General features: G+C 67.5%; 15 protein-coding genes and 1 pseudogene. 5 read left to right on the plus strand and 11 right to left on the minus strand.

Translation table 11 applies throughout. From position 1 onward, the window contains the following. Positions 1-109 precede the first annotated feature (109 nt). Positions 110-790 carry a transposase gene (locus U1T56_RS03005; RefSeq protein WP_418157957.1) on the plus strand — a complete coding sequence of 227 codons (681 nt, stop codon included), beginning with the start codon at positions 110-112 and terminating at the stop codon, positions 788-790. Between the two features lie 30 nt (positions 791-820). On the opposite strand, the gene U1T56_RS03010 is transcribed toward U1T56_RS03005, so the two are convergent. Next, a complete protein-coding gene (locus U1T56_RS03010; protein WP_418157958.1) occupies positions 821-1,147 on the minus strand; it encodes a hypothetical protein in 327 nt (108 codons plus the stop codon). 301 nt (positions 1,148-1,448) lie between these two features. Here U1T56_RS03010 and U1T56_RS03015 point away from each other — a divergent pair. Continuing rightward, positions 1,449-1,640: pseudogene (locus U1T56_RS03015) on the plus strand (transposase); the annotation flags it as partial. Here U1T56_RS03015 and U1T56_RS03020 read toward each other — a convergent pair. The 5 genes from U1T56_RS03020 to U1T56_RS03040 form a co-directional block, all read right to left on the minus strand. Continuing rightward, the gene (locus U1T56_RS03020; protein WP_418157959.1) at positions 1,553-1,939 is read right to left on the minus strand and encodes a helix-turn-helix domain-containing protein; all 387 of its coding nucleotides are present in this window, start codon (positions 1,937-1,939) and stop codon (positions 1,553-1,555) included. The pseudogene U1T56_RS03015 and the gene U1T56_RS03020 sit on opposite strands and share 88 nt — an antisense overlap. A gap of 393 nt (positions 1,940-2,332) precedes the next feature. Then, positions 2,333-2,686 (minus strand): type II toxin-antitoxin system VapC family toxin, encoded by a 354-nt coding sequence (locus U1T56_RS03025; RefSeq protein ID WP_418157960.1) that lies wholly within the window; start codon positions 2,684-2,686, stop codon positions 2,333-2,335. Further along, on the minus strand, positions 2,683-2,985 hold the full coding sequence (locus U1T56_RS03030; RefSeq protein ID WP_418158137.1) for a type II toxin-antitoxin system Phd/YefM family antitoxin: 303 nt from the start codon (positions 2,983-2,985) through the stop codon (positions 2,683-2,685). The genes U1T56_RS03025 and U1T56_RS03030 overlap by 4 nt, the downstream gene beginning before the upstream one ends. Before the next feature lie 60 nt (positions 2,986-3,045). Beyond that, positions 3,046-4,380, minus strand: coding sequence for an NAD-dependent dihydropyrimidine dehydrogenase subunit PreA (preA, locus tag U1T56_RS03035; RefSeq protein WP_418157961.1), 1,335 nt, complete (start codon positions 4,378-4,380; stop codon positions 3,046-3,048). Between the two features lie 17 nt (positions 4,381-4,397). Next, the gene (locus U1T56_RS03040) at positions 4,398-5,762 is read right to left on the minus strand and encodes an NAD(P)-dependent oxidoreductase (RefSeq protein ID WP_418157962.1); all 1,365 of its coding nucleotides are present in this window, start codon (positions 5,760-5,762) and stop codon (positions 4,398-4,400) included. A gap of 280 nt (positions 5,763-6,042) precedes the next feature. Between U1T56_RS03040 and U1T56_RS03045 the strand changes: the two genes are divergently transcribed. Next, entirely contained in the window at positions 6,043-7,245 is a 1,203-nt protein-coding gene (locus U1T56_RS03045; RefSeq protein ID WP_418157963.1) for a glycoside hydrolase family 26 protein, read from the plus strand. A 44-nt stretch (positions 7,246-7,289) separates the two neighbouring features. On the opposite strand, the gene U1T56_RS03050 is transcribed toward U1T56_RS03045, so the two are convergent. The 4 genes from U1T56_RS03050 to U1T56_RS03065 all read right to left on the minus strand — a co-directional run bounded on the left by U1T56_RS03050 (position 7,290) and on the right by U1T56_RS03065 (position 16,776). Then, positions 7,290-7,568 carry a hypothetical protein gene (locus U1T56_RS03050; protein ID WP_418157964.1) on the minus strand — a complete coding sequence of 93 codons (279 nt, stop codon included), beginning with the start codon at positions 7,566-7,568 and terminating at the stop codon, positions 7,290-7,292. A 225-nt stretch (positions 7,569-7,793) separates the two neighbouring features. Further along, the gene (glgB, locus tag U1T56_RS03055) at positions 7,794-10,025 is read right to left on the minus strand and encodes a 1,4-alpha-glucan branching protein GlgB (protein ID WP_418158138.1); all 2,232 of its coding nucleotides are present in this window, start codon (positions 10,023-10,025) and stop codon (positions 7,794-7,796) included. Positions 10,026-10,029: 4 nt separating this feature from the next. Further along, positions 10,030-13,422: a maltose alpha-D-glucosyltransferase gene (gene treS / locus U1T56_RS03060; protein WP_418157965.1), complete on the minus strand. Its 3,393-nt coding sequence runs from the start codon at positions 13,420-13,422 to the stop codon at positions 10,030-10,032. 6 nt (positions 13,423-13,428) lie between these two features. Next, complete coding sequence (locus U1T56_RS03065; RefSeq protein WP_418157966.1) at positions 13,429-16,776, minus strand: maltotransferase domain-containing protein; 3,348 nt, start codon at positions 16,774-16,776, stop codon at positions 13,429-13,431. 280 nt (positions 16,777-17,056) lie between these two features. Here U1T56_RS03065 and U1T56_RS03070 point away from each other — a divergent pair, with 280 nt between their 5' ends. Continuing rightward, the gene (locus U1T56_RS03070) at positions 17,057-18,805 is read left to right on the plus strand and encodes an alpha-glucosidase (RefSeq protein WP_418157967.1); all 1,749 of its coding nucleotides are present in this window, start codon (positions 17,057-17,059) and stop codon (positions 18,803-18,805) included. Between the two features lie 62 nt (positions 18,806-18,867). On the opposite strand, the gene U1T56_RS03075 is transcribed toward U1T56_RS03070, so the two are convergent. After that, positions 18,868-19,623 (minus strand): calcium-binding protein, encoded by a 756-nt coding sequence (locus U1T56_RS03075; RefSeq protein WP_418157968.1) that lies wholly within the window; start codon positions 19,621-19,623, stop codon positions 18,868-18,870. 667 nt (positions 19,624-20,290) lie between these two features. Between U1T56_RS03075 and U1T56_RS03080 the strand changes: the two genes are divergently transcribed. Further along, a complete protein-coding gene (locus U1T56_RS03080; protein WP_418157969.1) occupies positions 20,291-20,575 on the plus strand; it encodes a hypothetical protein in 285 nt (94 codons plus the stop codon). Positions 20,576-20,812: the final 237 nt, after the last annotated feature.

Raw genomic sequence — 20,812 nt, forward strand, 5'->3', positions numbered from 1 at the left:
GATCGGCGCCACGAGCTGATCGCCGGTAATCCGGGGACACCCTACGGCCGGTAATCCGGGGACACCCTACGCAATTGACGATGGGCGGTGCTCGGCCTAGCGTCTCGACATGGCGCGTTTAGCAAGGGCGGTGGCGGCCGGCGTGCCGCACCATGTGACGCAGCGAGGCAACCGGCGGCAGCCGACCTTCTTCGGTGATGCCGATTATCGGCTCTACCGTGACCTACTCGCAAGCGGCTGCCGGCGGCATGGTGTCGCGGTGTGGGCCTACTGTCTGATGCCCAACCACGTCCACCTGATCTTGGTCCCCGGCGAAGCTGACAGCTTGCGCCTCGCCTTGGGCGAAGCCCACCAACGCTACACCCGTGCCATCAACCAGCGGGAAGGCTGGGTCGGCCATCTCTGGCAGGGGCGTTTCGCCTCCTGCGCGCTCGACGAGGCACACCTGATCGCGGCCGTGCGTTACGTCGAGCTCAACCCGGTCCGAGCAAGGCTTGCCGCCCGCGCCGAGGATTGGCCGTGGAGCAGCGCACGGGCGCACTTGGCGGGGGAGGACGATGGGCTCGTCAGCGTGGGGCCGCTGCGCGACGCGATCGGCGACTGGTCGACGTTCCTCGCCGGATCGCCAAGCGAGGAGGCGATAGCGGCGTTGCGCAAGCATGAGCGCACCGGGCGCCCGCTCGGCGACCGCAGGTTCGTTGCGGCCCTGGAGCAGCAGCTCGGTCGGCACTTGCGGCCGGGCAAGCCCGGTCGGCGGCCTGGGCAGCGCGCGGGGATGTCAATTGAGTAGGGTGTCCCCGGTTACCCCCGGATTACCGCGTCAGGTGCCCGTCGCTGCAGGCCCCGTCCGGTTCGGCGCCCAGTAGGCCGGGTCCCACCATATCTCATAGCGCCTGCGCCCGCGGACCCGGCGGCGCCCCTTCGCCTTCAGCGCGGCGTAGTAGGCCATGAGGTCCGCTTCCCGGGCCTTCGCCTCCTCCAGCCGCTGCCTGCCTTCTTCTGTATCCATGTAGGTGATGGACAAAAGACTGCCGAGCAGCAACGTGCCCCTCAAGTGACCCCATGCAGCACGGCGCTGTTCCTTGCTCAAGGACTTCAAGTATTGCGCCTGCTCCCAACGGACTTTCCCCGACACGTACAGGGTCATCGTCAACATCCCCTGCGATCATGACGTTTCGGGGATTATAGCCATACCTGCGGCGACCACAAGTGTATTGTACCATCGCTGAAGGATGGAGCCCCAGCTCGGCACGTGTGCATCCTTGGCGAACTGAGCTCGCGCCCGCTGGCCCATGGTCACGACCAGCCGCTTAGTGCCCGCTTGAGAAGGCCGGGCTGGGTCGCCGGAAGGGCAGCACGTTCAGGGAGGGAGCATCCCGTTCCTGGAGGTTGCGATGTGGACAGCGGCGAGCCGCGCCTTTGTCGGTGAGGTTGGAGCCGGGCAGGCGCTGAGCGACGACCAGTACCGCCTGCTCGCACCGCTGATCCCGCCGCCCAAGCCGGGTGGACGGCCTCGCACCACCGACCTGCGGCAGCTTCTGGACGGGTTGTTCTATCTCGTCCGCACCGGCTGCCCGTGGCGGCACCTACCGCGCCCCCCGACCTTCCTGCCGTGGTCCACGGTGGATGGCAACTTCCGCACCTTCCTGGCCGCCGCCTCACCCTCGTTGCGGTAGGCCGCCAGCCGGTCGAGCGTCCAGCAGGCGAACGGCAGGCCCAGGGTCTTGGGACCGGTCGGCGCTGTGGCGACCACCTTCGCCACCTGCTCGGCGGCCGTGTAGGTCGGCCGGCGACCGGCGCGCGGCCGATCCTCCAGCCCGGCCGAGCCGCACGTGCTGAACCGCTTGTTCCAGAGTCGCGCACCGTGTAGGCCGTCAGGCGGAGCTCCGCCGCGATCGCCGGCGCCATCTGGCCCTGGCTCGCCTGCCAGACGATGCACGCCCGCTTGACCCGCCGCACCGGCGCGGTGCGGGGATGGGCCGGTTTCTCGATCGCCATTCGCTCCGCCTCACCCAGCGCGCAGCCGAAGCCGTCGCATCGGGGCTCCTCCAGCAAGGGACTGCTCTAAAAGGGCGCAACTTGCCGGATGAACCACTTACAGCCTCATTGTTAGTTGTCGCTCATCCGGCGCCCGGCGCCGCCTGCGGCGCGGTGCGGCGGCCTGCGCCAAGAGCCGGCGCAGGCGCGCGATTTCGGTAGCGTTAGGAGCGCGCCAGGGCTTCGAGGCGCCGTTCCCTTGGGGCGGGCCTATCGGCCGTTCTTGGGCCTCTGGCAGGTCTTCGCGTTTAGGTTGAAGGCGTTGAATACTGCCATAGATTGATAGTGGGTCAACTCACGCTCTCGGGTGCGGCCCTTGCGCTACTCGACGCATCCGTATCGCTCCAAGAAGGTTCCGGCATCGCCATCGGACCGCACGCCCGCGCCACCGACCAGCCCGTCGGCCCGACTGCCAGGGCACGGCGCGGATGTCCGTCTGCGCGAAGCCCTCGCCCTTGGACAGCAGCGGCAGGTCGAGATCGGGCAGGGTGGAAGCACCGAAGCGGCCCTGCCAGACCAGCACGAGCTCGGCCCGGGTCGCGAGCGACATAGAGGGTCGCCCCCGCAGGAGCAGGTCGTGGAGCGCCTCGCGTTCCGGCTCGGCCTGACGGATGGCGAGGACGGCCGAGCTGTCGACCACGAACCTCACCGCGGGATGCCGTGCTCGTCGTGCATGTCGTCATCGCCCCAGGTGCCGGCCGGCGGCTCCTGCTCCCACTTCTCGAACAGAGCGCGCAACCGCCGGTCACGCTCGGCCAGGGTCGCGTCCGGGGCCTCGACCTCCCTTTGCCGGGATATGTCAGGCTCGGCGACGAGACGGGCGACACACTGCCCATGGTGGGTGATCACGACGGTTTCGCCCGCTTCGACCTTCTCGATCAGCTCGGGCAGCCGCGCTTTCGCCTCTTTGGTGCCGACCTCGATCGTACCATGCGCTTCCCGATCCAGTCGGGAAGGAGGCTATCGGTACCCACCGGTAGGCACAAAGGACGGGCTGCCGGGCTATCCCTACTCCGCCGGCTCGAGCACCGCGGGCTGGGCTTGCGCCGCTGCGATCACGGCCGGGTTGTTCGGGTGCTCCTTCCAGGTGCGGAAGCCGCCCACGGGCACGCCGGTGCGCGGGTCCACCCCCTCGGTGAGCGGCTGCATGGTGATGCAGCCCTCGACCGGGCAGACCATGGCGCAGAGATTGCAGCCGACGCACTCCTCGAGCTTCACCTCGTAGTGGCGCCTGCCGTCCTTCATGTGGCTGATCGCCTGATGCGAGGTGTCTTCGCAGGCGATGTGGCAGCGCCCGCACTTGATGCACAGGTCCTGGTCGATGCGCGCCTTGACCACGTAGTCGAGGTTGAGGTGCTGCCAGTCCGTGACCCGCGGCACGGCGCGGCCCACGATCTCGTCCACCGAGCGGTAGCCCTTCTGATCCATCCAGTCGGAAAGGCCCGTGATCATCTCCTGGACGATCTTGAAGCCGTAGACCATGGCAGCCGTGCAGACCTGCACCGTGCCCGCACCCAAGGCGATGAACTCGGCGGCGTCGCGCCAGGTCTCGATGCCGCCGATCCCCGAGATCGGCAGGCCCTGCGTGGCGGGATCGCGGGCGATCTCGGCCACCATGTTGAGTGCTATGGGCTTCACCGCCATGCCGCAATAGCCGCCGTGCGTGCCGTAGCCGTCGGTGGCGGGAAAGGGGGTCATGGCGTCGAGATCGACCCCCATGATCGAGTTGATGGTGTTGATCAGCGAGACCGCGTCGGCCCCACCCGCCTTGGCGGCGCGCGCGGGATGGCGGATGTCGGTGATGTTGGGGGTGAGCTTCACGATCACCGGCATGCGGGTGTTCGCCTTGCACCAGCGCGCCACCATCTCGACATATTCGGGCACCTGGCCCACGGCCGAGCCCATGCCGCGCTCGGACATGCCGTGCGGGCAGCCGAAATTGAGCTCGATGCCGTCGGCCCCGGTCTCCTCGACCCGGGCCAGGATCGCCTTCCAGCTCGCCTCGGTGCAGGGCACCATGAGCGAGACCACGAGCGCGCGATCGGGCCAGGCGCGCTTGATCTCTTTGATCTCGCGCAAATTGACCTCGAGCGGCCGGTCGGTGATCAGCTCGATGTTGTTGAAGCCGATGACGCGGCGGTCGGAACCGTGAATGGCGCCGTAACGCGGGCCGTTGACGTTGACCACCGGCGGGTCCTCGCCCAGCGTCTTCCACACCACCCCACCCCAGCCGGCGCGGAACGCGCGCTCGACGTTGTAGGCCTTGTCGGTGGGCGGGGCGCTGGCGAGCCAGAACGGGTTGGGCGCCTTGATGCCGCAGAAGTTCACGCGGAGATCGGCCATGTCTGTTCTCCCTCTCCTCAGGCGGCCTGCGTGCTCGTGGCGGCCCGCAAGTGACGGTCGATCGAAAGCGCGGCCCGCTTGCCGTCCTCGACCGCGACGACGGTGAGGTCGCGACCGCCCGCAACACAGTCGCCGCCGGCCCAGACCCGCTCGAGCGACGTGCGCCGCTCGGCGTCGACCGCGATCCGCCCGTCCTCGAGCTCGAGCAACTCGCCCGAGCCGTCGAGATCGGTCGGCACGAAGGCCTGGCCGATCGCCTTGAAGAGCTGGTCGCAGGGGAGGGTGAGGATCTCGCCGGTACCGGCGAGCCTGCCGCCTTCCTCCTTCGTGTACTCGAGCTCGACCGCGACCAGCCGGCCGTTCTCGCCGATCAGCCGGCGCGGCCGCAGCCAATGACGCAGGAGCACGCCATCGGTCTGGGCCAGCTCCTGCTCGAAGCGCGATGCGCTCATCTGCTCCGGCCCCCGGCGGTAGACGATGGTGACGTCCTCGGCACCGAGGCGCTTGGTCTGGCTCGCGATGTCGATCGCGGTCATACCGCCGCCGATGACGACGATGCGCCGGCCGACCGGGAGGGTGCCGAGATCCCTGGTCTGACGCAGGCGGGCGATGTAGTCGACCGCATCCGTGACCCCTTCGAGTCCGCCGGTGTCGATGCCGAGCGCGTTGACGGCCTGGAGGCCCAGCCCCAGGAACACGGCATCGAAGTCGCGGCGCAGCTCGGCGAGCGTGACGTCGCGGCCGAGGCGCACACCGGTGCGTAGCTCGATGCCGCCGACACCGAGGATGTAGTCCACCTCCTCCTGCGCGAACCCGCCCGTGGTCTTGTAGGCGGCGATACCGTACTCGTTGAGGCCGCCCGCCTTCTCGCGTGCCTCGAGCAGCACGACCGAATGACCCAGCGTCGCGAGCTTGTGGGCGCAAGCGAGGCCGGCGGGGCCTGCACCGACGACGGCTATTTTATGGCCGGTGGCGGGACCCTGCCGGTAGAGCTGCCTGCCGCTCGCGAAGAGCGTGTCGGTCGCGAAGCGCTGCAGGCGGCCGATCTCGACCGGCTTGCCCTCCGATACTTCGCGCACGCAGACCTCCTCGCACAAGGTCTCGGTGGGGCACACCCTGGCGCACATGCCGCCCATGATGTTGGCATCGAGGATGGTCCTGGCGGCACCCATCGGATTGCCGGTCGCGATCTGGCGGATGAACAGCGGAATGTCGATCGAGGTGGGGCAGGCCTGCACGCAGGGCGCATCGAAGCAGAACAGGCAGCGCTCGGCCGCCACCTTCGCTTCGCGCGCGCCCAGGCGCGGGTGCAAGTCGGCGAAATTGCGTTCCAGAACCTCCGGCGGCAGGCGGCCGGCGGTGATGTCGGGGGCGTGGCTCATCGATAACCTCCTCTGCGGGTCCGGCCGGACGGGAAACATACTCCGTGCCGGCGACCCTCCTGTCCTTCTTGGCCGAGCGCCGATGCCGATTTTTGACCAATTGATCAAAAGACTGGCGGAAGGTCAAGGCCGTTGCATGGTGCCCATGCATCCGGGCAGGGTGCCCGATCGCGCGTTCTCAACTGCCGGTGAGCAGGTCAGGAAGGACGTTGCGCGTGCTGGCCTGCCGCGAAGGCTCGGGCTACCCATCCACGAAAGGCAGTGCCGAGGAGTGGATGACATGCCACCGTGGGAACCAAGGACGATCCTTCCGACCGAGGGCGGGATCTCGCGGCGTGCCGTTCTGGGTGGTGCCGGGATGACGCTCGCCGCTGCGGCTCTGGCGGGCGTGCCGGCGGCGGCTGCGGCCGATGCGGCGGGCGACCCGATCTCGGGCCTGCTCTGGCCCTCGGGCCTCGGCAACGCGGCCGACGAGATCGAGGCGTTCGAGCGCTGGCGCAAGGCGCCCTGCGGCGTGTTCGCCGGCTGGACCAATATTCAAAAGGCGGCCCAGACCTGGGACGACTTCATGGGCGGACCCAAGGGGCGGTACGAGGAGCTGGGAGCGCTGTTCTCGAAGCTCGGCGCCTACAATATCAACAAGGCGGCGCAGGTCCTGCCCAAGCAGGTGCCCTTGGTCTGGATCTTTCCCCTCCTGCCGCAGGAGGCCGGCAACAGCGGCAAGGGAGGGCAATGGAAGAACCCCGGCATCTGGCGCCGTCTCACCGACCCGAACGGCGATTTGGCCTTGTGGAAGGATGTCTGGTTCAACATCGGTGCCAGGCTCGTGGTGTGGCTCGACCAGCATGGTCGCGCTTACGATACGCTGACGATGGACATAGGCTGGGAGCTGACCGGCAACTGGTATCCATGGTCGATCGGCCCCGACGTCGACGGCTTCAAACCGGCCTGGCGGACGGCCATCGACAGCCTGCGCGCCGGCCTCCGCCACATGTCGGCCAAGGCGGAGCATGCCGTGAAGATCGGCTGGCGTGTCGCCGGCAGCCGGATCACCGACAACCAGCACCATATCGACCGGGTCTATCCCGGCGACGCGTGGGTGGACGTGATCGGCCGCAGCCTGCACGAGGGGCCCAAGGGGCAGTGGGGCAGGGCGGAGGGTTGGAAGCGCGAGCTGGACGGCGACGGCGGCCGACTCGACGGGCTCGAGATGGTGCTCGCCTTCGCCAGGAGCCAGGGCAAGAAGTTCGGCGTGTTCGAGTGGAACCTCGCCTGGAAGCAGGGTGATCCGGCATTCCCGCCTTCCGAGGACCCGGCCGGGGCCATGGCCAACATCTTCGCCTTCTTCAGGGCGAACGCCACCGAGATCGCCGGCGAGTGCTATCTGCACAACCGCAACACCCGGCTGATCGACAACCAGGACAACTGGGCCGGCGCTGCGGAATATCTTCGCCAGATCGCCCTTTCCAAGCGCAGCGCTTGAAGCGTTCGCAGGCGCGCCCGCGGCGGTTGCCGCCGCGGGGCGTCTCAGCGGTGGGTAATCTGGTAGATGTCGTCGAAGTAGCGGCGACGGTGAATGCGCCAGAACAGGCGCGCCAGGACCGGCGGCAGCAGCACCGCCATCACGAAGATTCCCACCTGCTGCAGCAGCGTCGTGGCTTCTCCCGGTGTCGACCAGTCCGCGCTCTGCACATAAGGCGTCAGCAGCGCCCCGGTCGCCAGCCCGCCGACGATCGAGCCCCAGAGGCCGATGCGCCGATAACGCTGCCGGATGATCCAGTAGGTCCGATAGGCCTTCTTGGCCACGGCGTCGTTCCCTCCGATCGATGTTCTTCGCCTGGTACGCTGACGCCGAAAGCCCAGGCGTCAGCGGCAAGGTTAGCATGGACCCCGCCGGGATGGCCAGAGGGCCGGCTGCCGGGTCATCCGTGATGATGCCCTTCGCTCGGAGAGGGGGCCGGCCGCCGCGGTGCCGTCGATGGCTGCCGGTCCGGCGGGCGCATGCTCACCGGGCCGTGACGCAGCGTGAGCTCAGCCGGGCGATGACGCGGCAGGCTCCAGAATCAGCGTCGCGAGCGGCGGCAGGGTGAGGCAGAGCGAGGCCGGGCGGCCGTGGCTGGCCACGGGCTCGGCCTCGACGCCGCCGGCATTGCCGACCCCGCTGCCGCCATACTCGCCGGCATCGGTGTTCACCCGCTCGCGGTAGAGCCCGGTGTGCGGCACGCCGATGCGGTAGCCGTGGCGCGGCACGGGCGTGAAGTTGCACACCACGACGACGAAACGGTCGGGATCGCGGCTCTTGCGCAGGTAGGCGATCACGCTGTGCTCGATGTCGCTGCAGTCGATCCACTCGAACCCGCCGGGCTCGCAGTCGAGCTCGTGCAGCGCCGAGGCCTCGCGGTAGAGCCGGTTCAGGTCGCGCACGAGCGACTGCAGCCCTTTGTGGTAGGGGCCTTCGTCCAGGAGGTGCCAGTCGAGGCTGGAATCGTGGTTCCACTCGCGCCACTGGCCGAACTCGCCGCCCATGAACAGGAGCTTCTTGCCGGGGTAGGTCCACATGAAGGCGAAATAGGCGCGCAGGTTGGCGGCCTTCTGCCAGACGTCGCCCGGCATCTTGTTGATGAGCGAGCCCTTGCCGTGGACGACCTCGTCGTGGCTGAGCGGCAGGACGAAGTTCTCCGACCAGGCGTACATCAGGCCGAAGGTGAGGTCGTTCATGTGGTGCTTGCGATGAATCGGCTCCTTGCTCATGTAGCGGAGCGTGTCGTGCATCCAGCCCATGTTCCATTTGAAGCCGAAGCCCAGGCCCCCGAGATAGACCGGCCGCGACACGGCGGGCCATGCGGTCGATTCCTCGGCCACGGTCACGATGCCGGGATACTCGCCGTAGGCGAGCTCGTTGAGCCGGCGCAGGAAATGGATCGCCTCCAGGTTCTCGCGGCCGCCGTGGATGTTGGGGATCCACTCGCCGGGCTTCCTCGAGTAGTCGAGGTAGAGCATGGACGCCACCGCATCGACCCTGAGCCCGTCGACATGGAACCGGTCGAGCCAGAACAGCGCGTTCGACCACAGGAAGTTGGCGACCTCGCGGCGGCCGAAATTGTAGATGAAGGTGCTCCAGTCCTGGTGGAAGCCCAGCCTCGGGTCCTCATGCTCGTAAAGGGCGGTGCCGTCGAAGCGGCCGAGGCCGTGGATGTCGGTCGGGAAATGGCCCGGCACCCAGTCGAGCAGGATGCCGATACCGGCCTGGTGGCAGCGGTCGACGAAGCAGGCGAAGTCGGCCGGGCTGCCGAAGCGGCTCGACGGCGCGAACAGGCCGATCGGCTGGTAGCCCCAGGAACCCTCGAACGGATGCTCGCTGATCGGCAGCAGCTCGAGATGGGTGAAGCCCATCTCGGCGACGTAAGGAACCAGCGTGTCGGCGAGCTCGCGCCAGGTGAGCTGGCGGTTGCCCTCCGCGGGCACGCGCCGCCACGAGCCGACATGGCACTCGTAGATGCTGATGGGCTTCATCCGGTGATCGCCGGCCCGGCGCCGGGCGAGCCAGGCCGCGTCCTCGAAGCGCCAGTCGACGAGCCCGTGGACGACGGAGGCGGTGGAGGGAGGACGCTCGGTTGCGAAGGCGAAGGGGTCGGCCTTCTGCGGCAGGAGCTCGCCCGAGGGGCCCAGGAGTTCGAACTTGTAGAGGGCACCCGGCTCGACACCGGGCAGGAAGATCTCCCACACCCCGGCCTCGACGCGCTTGCGCATCGGGTGGCGGCGGCCGTCCCAGCCGTTGAAGTCGCCGATCACGCTGACCCTGGACGCGTTCGGCGCCCAGACGGCGAAGCTGGTGCCCGAGACGCCCTCGAGCTCGCGCGGATGCGCGCCGAGCTTCTCGTAGAGCCGGAGATGGGTGCCCTCGGCGAGGAGATAGACGTCCATGTCACCGAGCACGGGCGGGAAGCGGTAGGGGTCCTCGATGTCGCGATCGCCGTCGGACCAGCCCACGCGCAGGCGGTAGGCGAAGCGCTCGCGGTGGCGCGGAATCGGCCCCTCGAAGAACCCGGCCGGATGGGTTCGCTCGAGCTCGGTCACGAGCCGCTCGTCCATGAGCACGCGCACGGTCCGAGCGCCGGGCTGGAAGGTGCGCACCACCAGCGGCTGATCGCCACCGCCGTGCATCCCGAGCACGGCGAACGGATCACCGTGGCGGCCTTCGACGATGGCCTGCACGGCGCCGGGGTCGGCCCGCTGCCAGCTCTCGGTCGGCCCGGCGACGATGCTCTCAACCGATCCTTGCCTCACCGCTTCCCTCCCCCTTGTCCTGCTCGCGTGCCACGAAGAGCTCCTGGAGCGCGCGCAGCGGGATGCGCAGCCAAGCCGGCCGGTTGGCCGCCTCGTAGCCGATCTCGTAGAACAGCTTCTGTACCATGAACAAACGCAAGAGCGCCTCGGCGGCCGCGGGCTCCGCGGGCCAGCTCGGGCAGTCGCCGATCGTGGCGCGGTACTCGTCGAGGAACACCTTCGAGACCAGGGCCCGCCACTCCAGCGCCGGGCGGAGCAGCGTGTCGAGCGCTACCGGATCGCTCTCGGCGAAGCGGAAGACCCCGGCCCAGGCGGCGTAGTCGAACGAGCGCAGCATCCCGGCCACGTCCTTCACGGGCGAGGACTTGGCGCGCCGCTCGGCGAGCGGGCGCGCGGGCTCGCCCTCGAAGTCGAGGATCATGATGTCGCCTTTGGACACCAGGACCTGGCCCAGGTGATAGTCGCCGTGGAGCCGCGTCTTGACGAGGCCCGGCGGCACGGCGTCGAGCGCCTCGAGCGCCGCCTCGAGCGCGGGCCGGGCGGCGAGTGCCGCCTCGACCTCCGCTGCCAACGCCTCGTTGCCGCGCAGCTTCTCGATCACGGCGAAGCCCGCCTCGACCTGGGCTCTCGCCTCCTCGTGCCAGGTCCGGAGATCCTCGGCCCCGACGGGCTCGGCCGCGAAGGCGGGATCGTCGGTCGGGATCGCGAAGGCGCGATGCAGCTCGGCCGTGCGTCGGCCGAGGAGCTGGGCCACGGCGAGGTAGAGCTCGTGCAGCTCGGCCGGCGGGCGCCGGTCGGCTTCGGGCATATGCCGCAGCTCCTCGAGCGTACGGTCGAGATGATCCAGCGTGTAGCGCCAGCCGTCGCCCTGGTTCGAGACGAAGCCGAACGCGGCGGCGAGCGCCGTGGACTCGCCATCGCCCGAGACCCGCTCGAGCCAGCCCAGGAGTGGCGGCGTGTTCGGGAACTCGGCCACGTCGGTCAGGAACCGGCCGATCTCGATCTCGGGATGGATGCCGGGATGGAGCTGGCGGTAGACCTTCAGCATCATTCGCTCTTCCAGGAGCAGCGAGCTGTTGCTCTGCTCGGCGCCCAGGCGCCGCACCGCCGCTTCGGGCGAGACGGCGAGCTCGTCGCGACGCGTACCGGCGTGGGCGCGGAGCGTTCCCTCGCCCGCAGGGATCGTGCGCTCCTCGCGCATCAGCCCGACCAGCGTGCGGGCGAAGCCGTCGGCGTGGGTCGCATCGTAGAGAACGCCGACCCTGGGGCCGCGGCGCGCCTTCGCCAGCGTGTAGGGCAGGAGGGGAGCGCCCTGCGCCAGGTGCTCCTCGCCCCAGGCCACGGTGAACGGCAGGAGATAGCGCTGCGGGGGCGCTCCCTGCAGCGTCACGTCGAGCTCGGCCAGAAGATAGGTGCCGCTGCCGGTCAGATCCTTGATCTCGGTCGCGAGTGCCAGTCGGACGGACTCGATCGTCCGGTCCTTGGCGGCGAACCAGCGCTGCTTCGGCAGGTATTCGGGCAGCACGTGCTGCGCCAGCTCGCGCCCGCCCCGGCTCTCGGCGATCGAGCGGTAGCTGTCGTGGAGCACCAGCGTGATGAACTCGGGCAGAGGCTCCACGGCGGGCTCGTGCCAGCTACCGAGCTGGCTCGCCTCGGCCAGGAGGAACCAGAAGAAGCCGTAGCCCGGCAGCGTCAGCCGGTAATAGGGCTCGGTGATCGGCGGAAAGTCGGTGCGGCCCAGAAGCTCCACCGGCACCCGGTCGCGATAGCGCGGGAGCTCGAGGTCGCAGGCCTGCGCGTTGCGCGAGAGATTGAAGACGCAAAGGATCGTCTCGCCCTCGTGCTCGCGCAGGTACGCCAGGATCTTGCGGTTCCTCGGATAGAGGAAGGTGAGCGAGCCGCGGCCGAAGGTGCGCCGGCCCTGGCGTACGGCGATGAGCCGCTTCATCCAGTTGAGGAGCGAGCCCGGGTTCTGGGTCTGCGCCTCGACGTTGACGCCCTGGTAGCCGTAGATCGGGTCCTGGATCGGCGGGAGATAGAGGCGCTGCGGATCAGCGCGGGAGAAGCCGCCATTGCGGTCGGGTGACCACTGCATGGGCGTGCGCACGCCGTCGCGATCGCCCAGGAAGATGTTGTCGCCCATGCCGATCTCGTCGCCGTAATAGATCACCGGCGTGCCGGGCATGGACATGAGCAGCGCGTTCATCAGCTCGATCTTGCGCCGGTCGTTGTCCATGAGCGGAGCGAGGCGGCGGCGGATGCCGAGATTGATCCGCATCCGCCGGTCGGCAGCGTAGACGTTCCACAGATACTCGCGCTCGTTCTGCGTCACCATCTCGAGCGTGAGCTCGTCGTGGTTGCGCAAGAAGATCGCCCATTGGCAATTCTCGGGGATGTCCGGCGTCTGCCGCATGATGTCGGTGATCGGGTGCCGGTCCTCCTGGGCGATCGCCATGTACATGCGCGGCATCAGGGGGAAGTGGAACCCCATGTGGCACTCGTCGCCCTCGCCGAAATAGGGGCGCGTGTCCTCGGGCCACTGGTTGGCCTCGGCGAGCAGCATCCGGCCGTGATAGTGCGCGTCGATCTCGGCCCGGATGCGCTTCAGGACCGCGTGCGTCTCGGGCAGGTTCTCGCAGCTGGTGCCCTCGCGCTCGACGAGATAGGGGATGGCGTCGAGCCTGAGTCCGTCGATCCCCATCGAGAGCCAGTAATGAAGGATGCTCAAGACCTCCTTCATCACACGGGGGTTGTCGAAGTTGAGGTCGGGCTGATGACTGTAGAAGCGGTGCCAGTAATAGGCCTTGGCCTCGGGATCCCAGGTCCAGTTCGACTTCTCGGTGTCGAGGAAGATGATGCGCGTGTCCTTATATTTCTGGTCGGTGTCGCTCCAGACATAGTATTCGCGCCACCGAGAGCCCGGTTTCGCCCGGCGGGCCCGCTGGAACCAGGGATGCTGGTCGGAGGTGTGATTGATGACGAGCTCGGTGATGAGCCTGAGCCCGCGCCGGTGCGCCTCGTGGATCAGCCGGCGCACGTCCCGGAGCGTGCCGTAGCTCGGGTTGACCGAGCGGTAGTCCGAGATGTCGTAGCCGTCGTCGCGCAAGGGCGAGGGATAGAAGGGCAGGAGCCAGATCGCCGAGACGCCCAGCTCCTGGATGTAGTCGAGCTTCTGGATCAGCCCTTCGAAGTCGCCGATGCCGTCGTTGTTGGCATCGAAGAACGCTTTGATGTGGGTCTGATAGATGATGGCGTCCTTGTACCAGAGCGGATCGGCCGCCTGCGGCTGAGCCACCGGCAGGGCCTGCGTCGCGACCTCCGGCTTCGCTTCGGCCTCGTCGGGAGGTGGAAGGGTGGTACTCTCGAGGTTCATGGGGCCTCAGGACGGCAGGCCGGGCGGCACGAGCCGCCAGATGGCGTAGGGGTTGTGGTGCGGATCGAGCCAAACGTGCTGGATCTTGCCGGTCCAGGCGAAGCGGTGGCCGGAGAGCAGGTCCTCGACCCCGATGCTGGCGGTGTCGTCGAGCCCGAAGCGCCAGAGCGGGAGCTCGAACTGGCAGCCTTGCGCGTGATGCGGGTCGAGATTGACCGCGACCAGGACGGCGTTGTCGCGGGTGGGCGTCATCTTGCTGTAGACCATGACGTTGTCGTTCCAGGCCGGGTGGAACTCGAGGTTCGTGAACTCCCACATGGCCGGATTCTCGCGTCTGATGCGGTTCAGCCGCGTGATGTCCTCGCGGATGTTGCCGGGGCGGTCCCAGTCCCAGGCCTTGATCTCGTACTTCTCGCTGTCGAGGTATTCCTCCCGGCCGGGGATCGGCGTGCCCTCGCACAGCTCGAAGCCGCTATAGACCCCCCAGAGCGGCGAGAGCGTCGCCGCCAGCACGGCGCGGATGCGAAAGCCCGGCCGGCCCGAGGTCTGGAGGAAGACCGGGTTGATGTCCGGCGTGTTGACGAAGAAGTTGGGCCGCATGTGCTCCTTGGCTTCCTCGCGGGTGAGCTCGGTCAGGTACTCGGTCAGCTCCTGCTTGGTGTTGCGCCATGTGAAGTAGCTGTAGGACTGGGTAAAGCCGATTTTGGCGAGCCGCGCCATCACCTTCGGCCGGGTGAAGGCCTCGGAGAGGAAGATCGTGTCGGGGTGCCGATCCTGGACCTCGCGGATCACCCACTCCCAGAACGGCAGGGGCTTGGTGTGCGGGTTGTCGACCCGGAAGGTCTTCACCCCCTGCTCGATCCAGAACAGGAGCGTATCCCTGAGCTCGTACCAGACCGCGGGCAGGGCGTTCCCGTAAAACTCGATGTGAACGATGTCCTCGTACTTCTTGGGTGGGTTCTCGGCATACTTGATGGTGCCATCCGGGCGCCAGTCGAACCACTCCTTGTGCTCGGTGGTCCAGGGATGGTCGGGCGAGGCCTGGATCGCGAAGTCGAGCGCGATCTCGAGCCCGTGCTCGTGTGCGGCGTGGACGAGCCGCCTGAAGTCCTCGAAGGAGCCGAGCTCGGGGTGGATGGCCTTGTGCCCGCCTTCCGTGGCGCCGATCGCGTAGGGGCTCCCGGGGTCCTCGGGACGGGCGGTCAGGCTGTTGTTGCGCCCTTTGCGGTTCTTGCGCCCGATCGGATGGATCGGCGGGAAGTAGAGCACGTCGAAGCCCATGTCGCGGACATAGGGCAGCTTGCGGATCACGTCGTCGAACGTGCCGTGCCGGTTCGGATCGTCGCTCATCGAGCGCGGGAACAGCTCGTACCATGAAGCGAACTGGGCGGCGGTCCGGTCGACCACGACCTCGAGCTCCCGCCCGTAGCGCGAGAGGTTCGTGCGCACGCCCGCACGCGCCATGAGCGCTCGGGTGTCCTCGCCCAGCATCATGGCGAGAAGCCGGCCCTGATCATGCTGCCGTTCGCCGAGCCGGCGCAGGAGATCGCGCAAGGCCTCGGCGTCCGTCCCTTGCGCCTGCTCGGCCGCGCGCTCGATCAGGATGCGGCCTTCGATCAGCTCGAGATCGATCTCGAGGCCCGCGTCGTGCTTCTTCGTGACCTCGACCCGCCAGGAGGCGAAGAGGTCGCGCCAAGCCTCGATCGTGTAGAGATAGCGCGTGTTGCGCACGAGCGGGAAGCTGCCGCGCCAGCGGTCGTTGTCGAGGAAGGCCATCGGCGCTTCCTGCCAGTCCGGCTCGTCGATCGCCCGGTACTTGACCACGGCCGCGAGCTTGTCGTGGCCGTCGGCGAAGATGTCGGCCTCGACCTCGAGCACGTCGCCCACGATGCGCTTGACCGGGAAACGGCCGCCGTCGAGCTCGGGCGAGACCCGCTCGATCGCTACCCGGTTCGCAGCCAGCACCTCGAGCCGGCGCTGCGCCTCCTCGGGCGAGGCGACATGGCGCGTGCCCCGGCTGGCCTCGATGCTGCCGGTGAACACGCGAACACCCAGAGGATCGAGCGTCAGCGGCGTGCCGACGACGAAGGGGAGAGGCGGCACGCCGGGTGTGCTGTCCTTGAACGCCGAGATCCGCCCGCCGGCCGCGGTCAGGAGCGGGCCGAAATCGATTCCGTCGGGGCGCGACAGGTCGGGGTTGATGACGGTGAGCGCCGCGTGCTCGGCCGCGAGCGGCGTGCCGGCGTCGAGCCGGAGCAGGCCCACGCACCGGCCGTTCGGGGCCGTCACCCGGCGAAGATAGCAGGGCGAGTTGAGTACCCCGGTCTCGGCCTTGAAGCGGTTGGTCTCGGCGATGAAGCCGGTAAGGTCGACCTCGGGATCGGCGGCCTCGGCCCACCAGTCCTCCTCGCGCGTGCGCACCGGGTCGAGCCGGCGGTGGAAGGCGTACTCGAAGCCCATCGGCATCAAGACACCCGACGCGATCACGGTCGCGAACAGGTAGCGGGCGCGGTAGAGCCGCGCGATCTCCTCGGGCGTCTGGACGTCGTAGGATTCGACCAGGCGCGGGGTATTGTGGTCCTCGGGGAACGCCACGGTGGGGGCGATGCGGCGCAGCTCCTCGGCCTGCTCGAGGAACCATGGCGCGTGGAAATCCCACCACAAGCTGCTGTCGAAAACGAGATCGAAGCCGCAGCCATGGAGCGCCCGCACCTGATCGAAGGGGCAGCCCAAGGCCGCTGCCAGGAACACGGCATCCGGGTGGTGCTGGCGCACGCCACCGATGATCGCCCGCCACACGTCCGGCGGCACCTTGTAGGCCGAGCTGCAGCGAAAACCGGCAGCGCCCAGGCCCAGGAAATGGCGCGCCACCTGGACGAAATAGGCGACCTGGGCGCCCTGCTTCGTGGGATCGCGCAACTCGAGCTCGGCGAGATCGCTCATCACCCGCGGCCGGCGCGGGTCGTTCGGGTTGGCGAGCACCGGTGCCACGAGCCCGCCGTCCGGCCCGCGGCGGAACCAGTCAGGATGCTGCTCGACTAGAACCGCGTCACGCGCCACCTGCGGCACGATCAGGTCGACCATCACCTTCAGGCCGTGGCCGCGCGCCTCCTCCATGAAGCGGTGGATAAGGGCGTGTGCCGGCTCCTGCGCCTCCCCGCGCACGAGCGGATGCAGATCGAAAGGGTCGCGCACGGCATAGATGCTGCCCGAGGCTCCCGGCGCCCAGAAGGCGTTCACGTAGAGCCAGTCGAAGCCCATGCCCGCGATGCGTGGCAGGTGCTGCGGCCAGCGCCGAATCGGGCCGGCCAACAGCGGATGGAGGTTGTAGAGGCGCGGTGCCAGATTGCCCATCGTTCCGCCTGCGGCTCCTTCTTCGGCGTCACTTCGGGGCACGCCGGACCGCACGAGCCCGTTCCGGCTGGCCCGTCCCCCAAACACCGAGCCGTTCGATAGGGTTCCGAGGCACGACCGAAACTCCTGTCGCCACCGACCCGCGACGGTAGGCGGCACCGGTCGCCTCTGGCGTTGATGCCGGAGTTGCGGCAGGAGTCCGCCGGCCGCACGGGCCGGAGCCAGAGAGCCCGAGGCGTGTGGCCTTGTGGGGAACGACAGGACGAGAGGGGCGCCGACGATGCGCCGAGCGCTGCTGCACGCCTCGCCCAGAGCGGCGCGCCGCCGCGACGAGTGGTGGCGGGGTGCCGTGATCTACCAGATCTACCCCCGAAGCTTCTTCGATACCGACGGCGACGGGGTCGGCGACCTGCCGGGCATCACCGAGAAGCTCGACTATGTCGAGCAGCTCGGGGTCGATGCGGTCTGGATCTCGCCCTTCTTCAAGAGCCCGATGAAGGACTTCGGCTACGACGTCGCCGATTATCGTGCGGTCGATCCCCTGTTCGGCACGCTCGAGGACTTCGACGCGCTGCTCGAGAAGGCGCACCGGCTCGGCCTCAAGGTGCTGATCGACTTCGTGCCGAGCCACACGAGCAATGAGCATCCCTGGTTTCAGGAAAGCCGGTCCAGCCGGGACAACGAGAAGGCCGACTGGTACGTCTGGGCCGATCCCAGGCCCGACGGCAGCCCGCCCAACAACTGGCTCTCCGTGTTCGGCGGCAGCGCCTGGGAGTGGGAGCCCAGGCGCGGCCAGTACTACCTCCACAACTTCCTCAAGGAGCAGCCGCAGCTCAATCTCTGGAACCCGGCCGTCGTGCAGGCGCTGCTCGATGCCGCCCGCTTCTGGCTCGATCGTGGCGTGGACGGCTTCCGGCTCGATGCCATCGACCATGCCGTCCACGACCCGCAGCTCCGCAACAACCCGCCGCGCAGCCGGCGGCCTTCGCTCCAGGCCGCGGGCTCGGTACCGGCCTCGCCCTACAAGATGCAGGAGCCGCGCTGGAACCGGGCGCGGCCGGAGCTGGTGGAGCTGTTCCTGAAGCCTCTGCATGCCCTTACCGAACGCTACGAGGGCAAGGTGCTCCTGGGCGAGATCAGCACGAGCGACGACGCGCTCATCCGGGCGGCCGAATACACCAATGGCGGCGGGCTCGACATGGCCTATACCTTCGATCTGCCACGCTGCGAACCCTCGCCCCGGATCATCCGCCGCGTGGTCGAGCGGTTCGAGGGCAAGAAAGGCGAGGGCTGGGCCTGCTGGTCGTTCGGCAACCACGACGTCTGCCGCCCCGTCACCCGCTTCGGCGGCGACAACGCGCCCGAGGCCCTGCGGCGCCTGCTGCCGGTCCTTCTCGGCTGTCTGCGCGGCACGCCCTGCCTCTACCAGGGCGAGGAGCTGGGCCTGGAGGAGGCCGAGCTCGGGTTCGAGCAGCTCAGGGATCCCTACGGCCTCGCCTTCTGGCCCGCCTACAAGGGCCGCGACGGCTGCCGCACGCCGATACCCTGGCGCCACGATGCGCCGCATGGCGGCTTCACCACGGGCGAGCCCTGGCTGCCCGTGCCGGCCGTCCACCTCGCCCGTGCCGTCGATGTGCAGGCGGCGGATCCGGACTCCACGCTCAATGCCACCCGCGCCTTCTTCGCCTGGCGCCGGCGCCAGCCGCTGCTCAAGACCGGCACGATCCGCTTCCTGAAGAGCGAGGGGCCTCTGCTCGTCTTCGCCCGCGAGCGCGACGGACAGCGCATGGTCTGCGCCTTCAACCTGAGCGGCGAACCGCAGCGCTGCCGCAGACCGCGCCGGCTGGCTCCCGAGGACGGCCGGATAGCACCCGGCAGCCGCGTTGCGGGCCGGACGATCGAGCTCGGGCCCTGGGGCTACGCCCTGGTCCTGGAGCGGGCGGCCAGCGTGCTCGAGAGGAGCCGTTCTCCGGTATCATGGCCGGCTGCCGAACCGGCCATCCAGGCGGCAGGGCAGGAGGCCGGATGACCGGGTCGGTGCCCGGTCACGACGCATGAGGGGCGCTTCAGCTCACGGAGCGCTGGCCGAGGTCACAGGAGGAAGTCGCCGGTCGTGAGGGTCAGCCCGGCGCCGTGGACCAGCAGGATCTCCGATTCCGGCGCGTTGTCGCCGTCCGTGTCGAGCTGGACGAGCTTGTCGTCGCCCACGTCCACCGCCCGCACCTGACCAGCACCCGTGAACGCGGCGTCGCCGATGAAGGTGAAGGCCTGGTTGCCGGGCCGGGTCGTGTCGGCATCGATCTGCCGGAGGTCGAGGACGTCGTTGTTGCCGGCACCCTGACCGAAATCGGTGATGACGTCGTGCCGGGCACCGACCACCGATTCGGCCGTGCTGCTGAACACGAACCGGTCGTCGCCCCGCCCGCCCGTGAGCACGTCGCGCCCCAGGCCGCCGCTGAGCGCGTCGTTGCCGGCGTCGCCGAACAGCCGGTCGTCGCCGCTGCCACCGGCGAGCGCGTCGCGGCCGGTGCCGCCGAACAGCACGTCCCTGCCCTCGCCGCCGGCCAGCGCGTCGTTGCCGCCGCCGCCCAAGAGGATGTCGTTGCCACTGCCGGCCGCGAGCGCGTCGTCGCCGTTGCCGCCGAACAGCCGGTCGTGGCCCGTGCCGCCCGTGAGCGCGTCGTCGCCGGCCCCGCCGAAGACCCGATCGTCCCCCGCACCGCCGAGCAGGGCATCGTCGCCGCCGTTGCCGCGCAGGATGTCGGCCCCGCCGAGGCCCAGGATCACGTCGCTGGCCGGCCCGCCGGTGAGCGTGTTGCTGCCGTTGTTGCCGATGAGAACTGCCATCGTCGTCCGTTCCCCCTGAAGGCTCCGAAGTGCCGCCCTCGTCCGGAGCCGCTTTCTCCCGACACCGTCTGCTCCGAACCGGAAACGATGGTGTCACCCCAACCGAATATTATCCCGTCGCCTGCGGACTACGTCCAGGGGATCAATCGTTGTAGCTGACGCACCGAAACCTGTGATGCCGAGAGGGAAGGCCCGACCCGTTGCCGGATTTCACAGAATTGAGTGAGCAATAAACGAACTGTCGAAACTATCCCCGGTAGTTTGCATGTGAAATAGAAGGTTCTATAAAGAAAGATCGGCATTCATCCTGTGTATGAGTTGCTTGGTTTTGTTGCGGCGTGTGTCGAATTATGAGATCAATAAATGTTCTCTTTGTGGAATAATGTCAGTAAATCCTTTTAATCCATAGGCATCTTTTCGAGGTAATGCTATCAAATTTCTGTAAATTTACTATCCAAAAATATTCATGTATAATAAATATATGGCGCAATAAGTCAAGAAATAATTTGCATGCGATTGGATGGGATAATTATAAATCAAGGATACTACTTATGAGAAGTTGTCATAGAGAAATACCTGATAGATGTTATGTTGCGATCGATGGTCTGGGTTAATTCTAGACAAATTGATCGCTATAATCTTACACAACATCAAGAGGGTCCCTATCATGAAGAAGCTTTCCGCCTTGTTGTCGGCTGTAACGATAATTGCTTCTGTTGGAGCGGCTCAGGCTGCTGATGTGAAGACGTCGAAGTCCCAATTGGTGCTGCTGTCCTATAGCCAGATGGACAGCGTCATTGCTGGTTTTCACCGGGTTCAGGTGAATAGACAGGTCACTGTTGGATGCATCGTTAACGTTCAATGCAATCAGAATGCACAGCAGGTCAACCAGTCTGGTTTTGCCAATATCAACGTTCAGCCAGTCACTCAACTTAACATTATTGTTCCTTGAATCGAGAGGCCGGCATTAGCGCTCGAAGAGCGTGTTGTGAGCTTGGCTGTGGCTCGAACGATTGGTCCCGCTGCCTTCTCGACGCTGTCGCAGATTCGGGAAAACATGCAGGATCAAGCGCTTGGGGAGGTTCATGGCATGCTCTGGCGGATCGGATCCGACGCTGGATTCCCTCCATCATGGATCGTTCTGGCTGAAGCGTCGGCCAAGTACAAGCCAGGTATTGGGTATCATCCG

Source organism: Benzoatithermus flavus (assembly GCF_037908215.1).
Classification (GTDB): domain Bacteria; phylum Pseudomonadota; class Alphaproteobacteria; order Geminicoccales; family Geminicoccaceae; genus Benzoatithermus; species Benzoatithermus flavus.

Excerpts from the sequence above, each read along its gene's own strand:
- U1T56_RS03005 (WP_418157957.1), top strand. The coding sequence starts at position 110 with ATGGCGCGTTTAGCAAGGGCGGTGGCGGCCGGCGTGCCGCACCATGTG.
- U1T56_RS03010 (WP_418157958.1), bottom strand. The coding sequence starts at position 1,147 with ATGACCCTGTACGTGTCGGGGAAAGTCCGTTGGGAGCAGGCGCAATAC.
- preA (WP_418157961.1), bottom strand. The coding sequence starts at position 4,380 with ATGGCCGATCTCCGCGTGAACTTCTGCGGCATCAAGGCGCCCAACCCG.
- U1T56_RS03040 (WP_418157962.1), bottom strand. The coding sequence starts at position 5,762 with ATGAGCCACGCCCCCGACATCACCGCCGGCCGCCTGCCGCCGGAGGTT.
- U1T56_RS03045 (WP_418157963.1), top strand. The coding sequence starts at position 6,043 with ATGCCACCGTGGGAACCAAGGACGATCCTTCCGACCGAGGGCGGGATC.
- treS (WP_418157965.1), bottom strand. The coding sequence starts at position 13,422 with ATGAACCTCGAGAGTACCACCCTTCCACCTCCCGACGAGGCCGAAGCG.
- U1T56_RS03065 (WP_418157966.1), bottom strand. The coding sequence starts at position 16,776 with ATGGGCAATCTGGCACCGCGCCTCTACAACCTCCATCCGCTGTTGGCC.
- U1T56_RS03070 (WP_418157967.1), top strand. The coding sequence starts at position 17,057 with ATGCGCCGAGCGCTGCTGCACGCCTCGCCCAGAGCGGCGCGCCGCCGC.
- U1T56_RS03075 (WP_418157968.1), bottom strand. The coding sequence starts at position 19,623 with ATGGCAGTTCTCATCGGCAACAACGGCAGCAACACGCTCACCGGCGGG.
- U1T56_RS03080 (WP_418157969.1), top strand. The coding sequence starts at position 20,291 with ATGAAGAAGCTTTCCGCCTTGTTGTCGGCTGTAACGATAATTGCTTCT.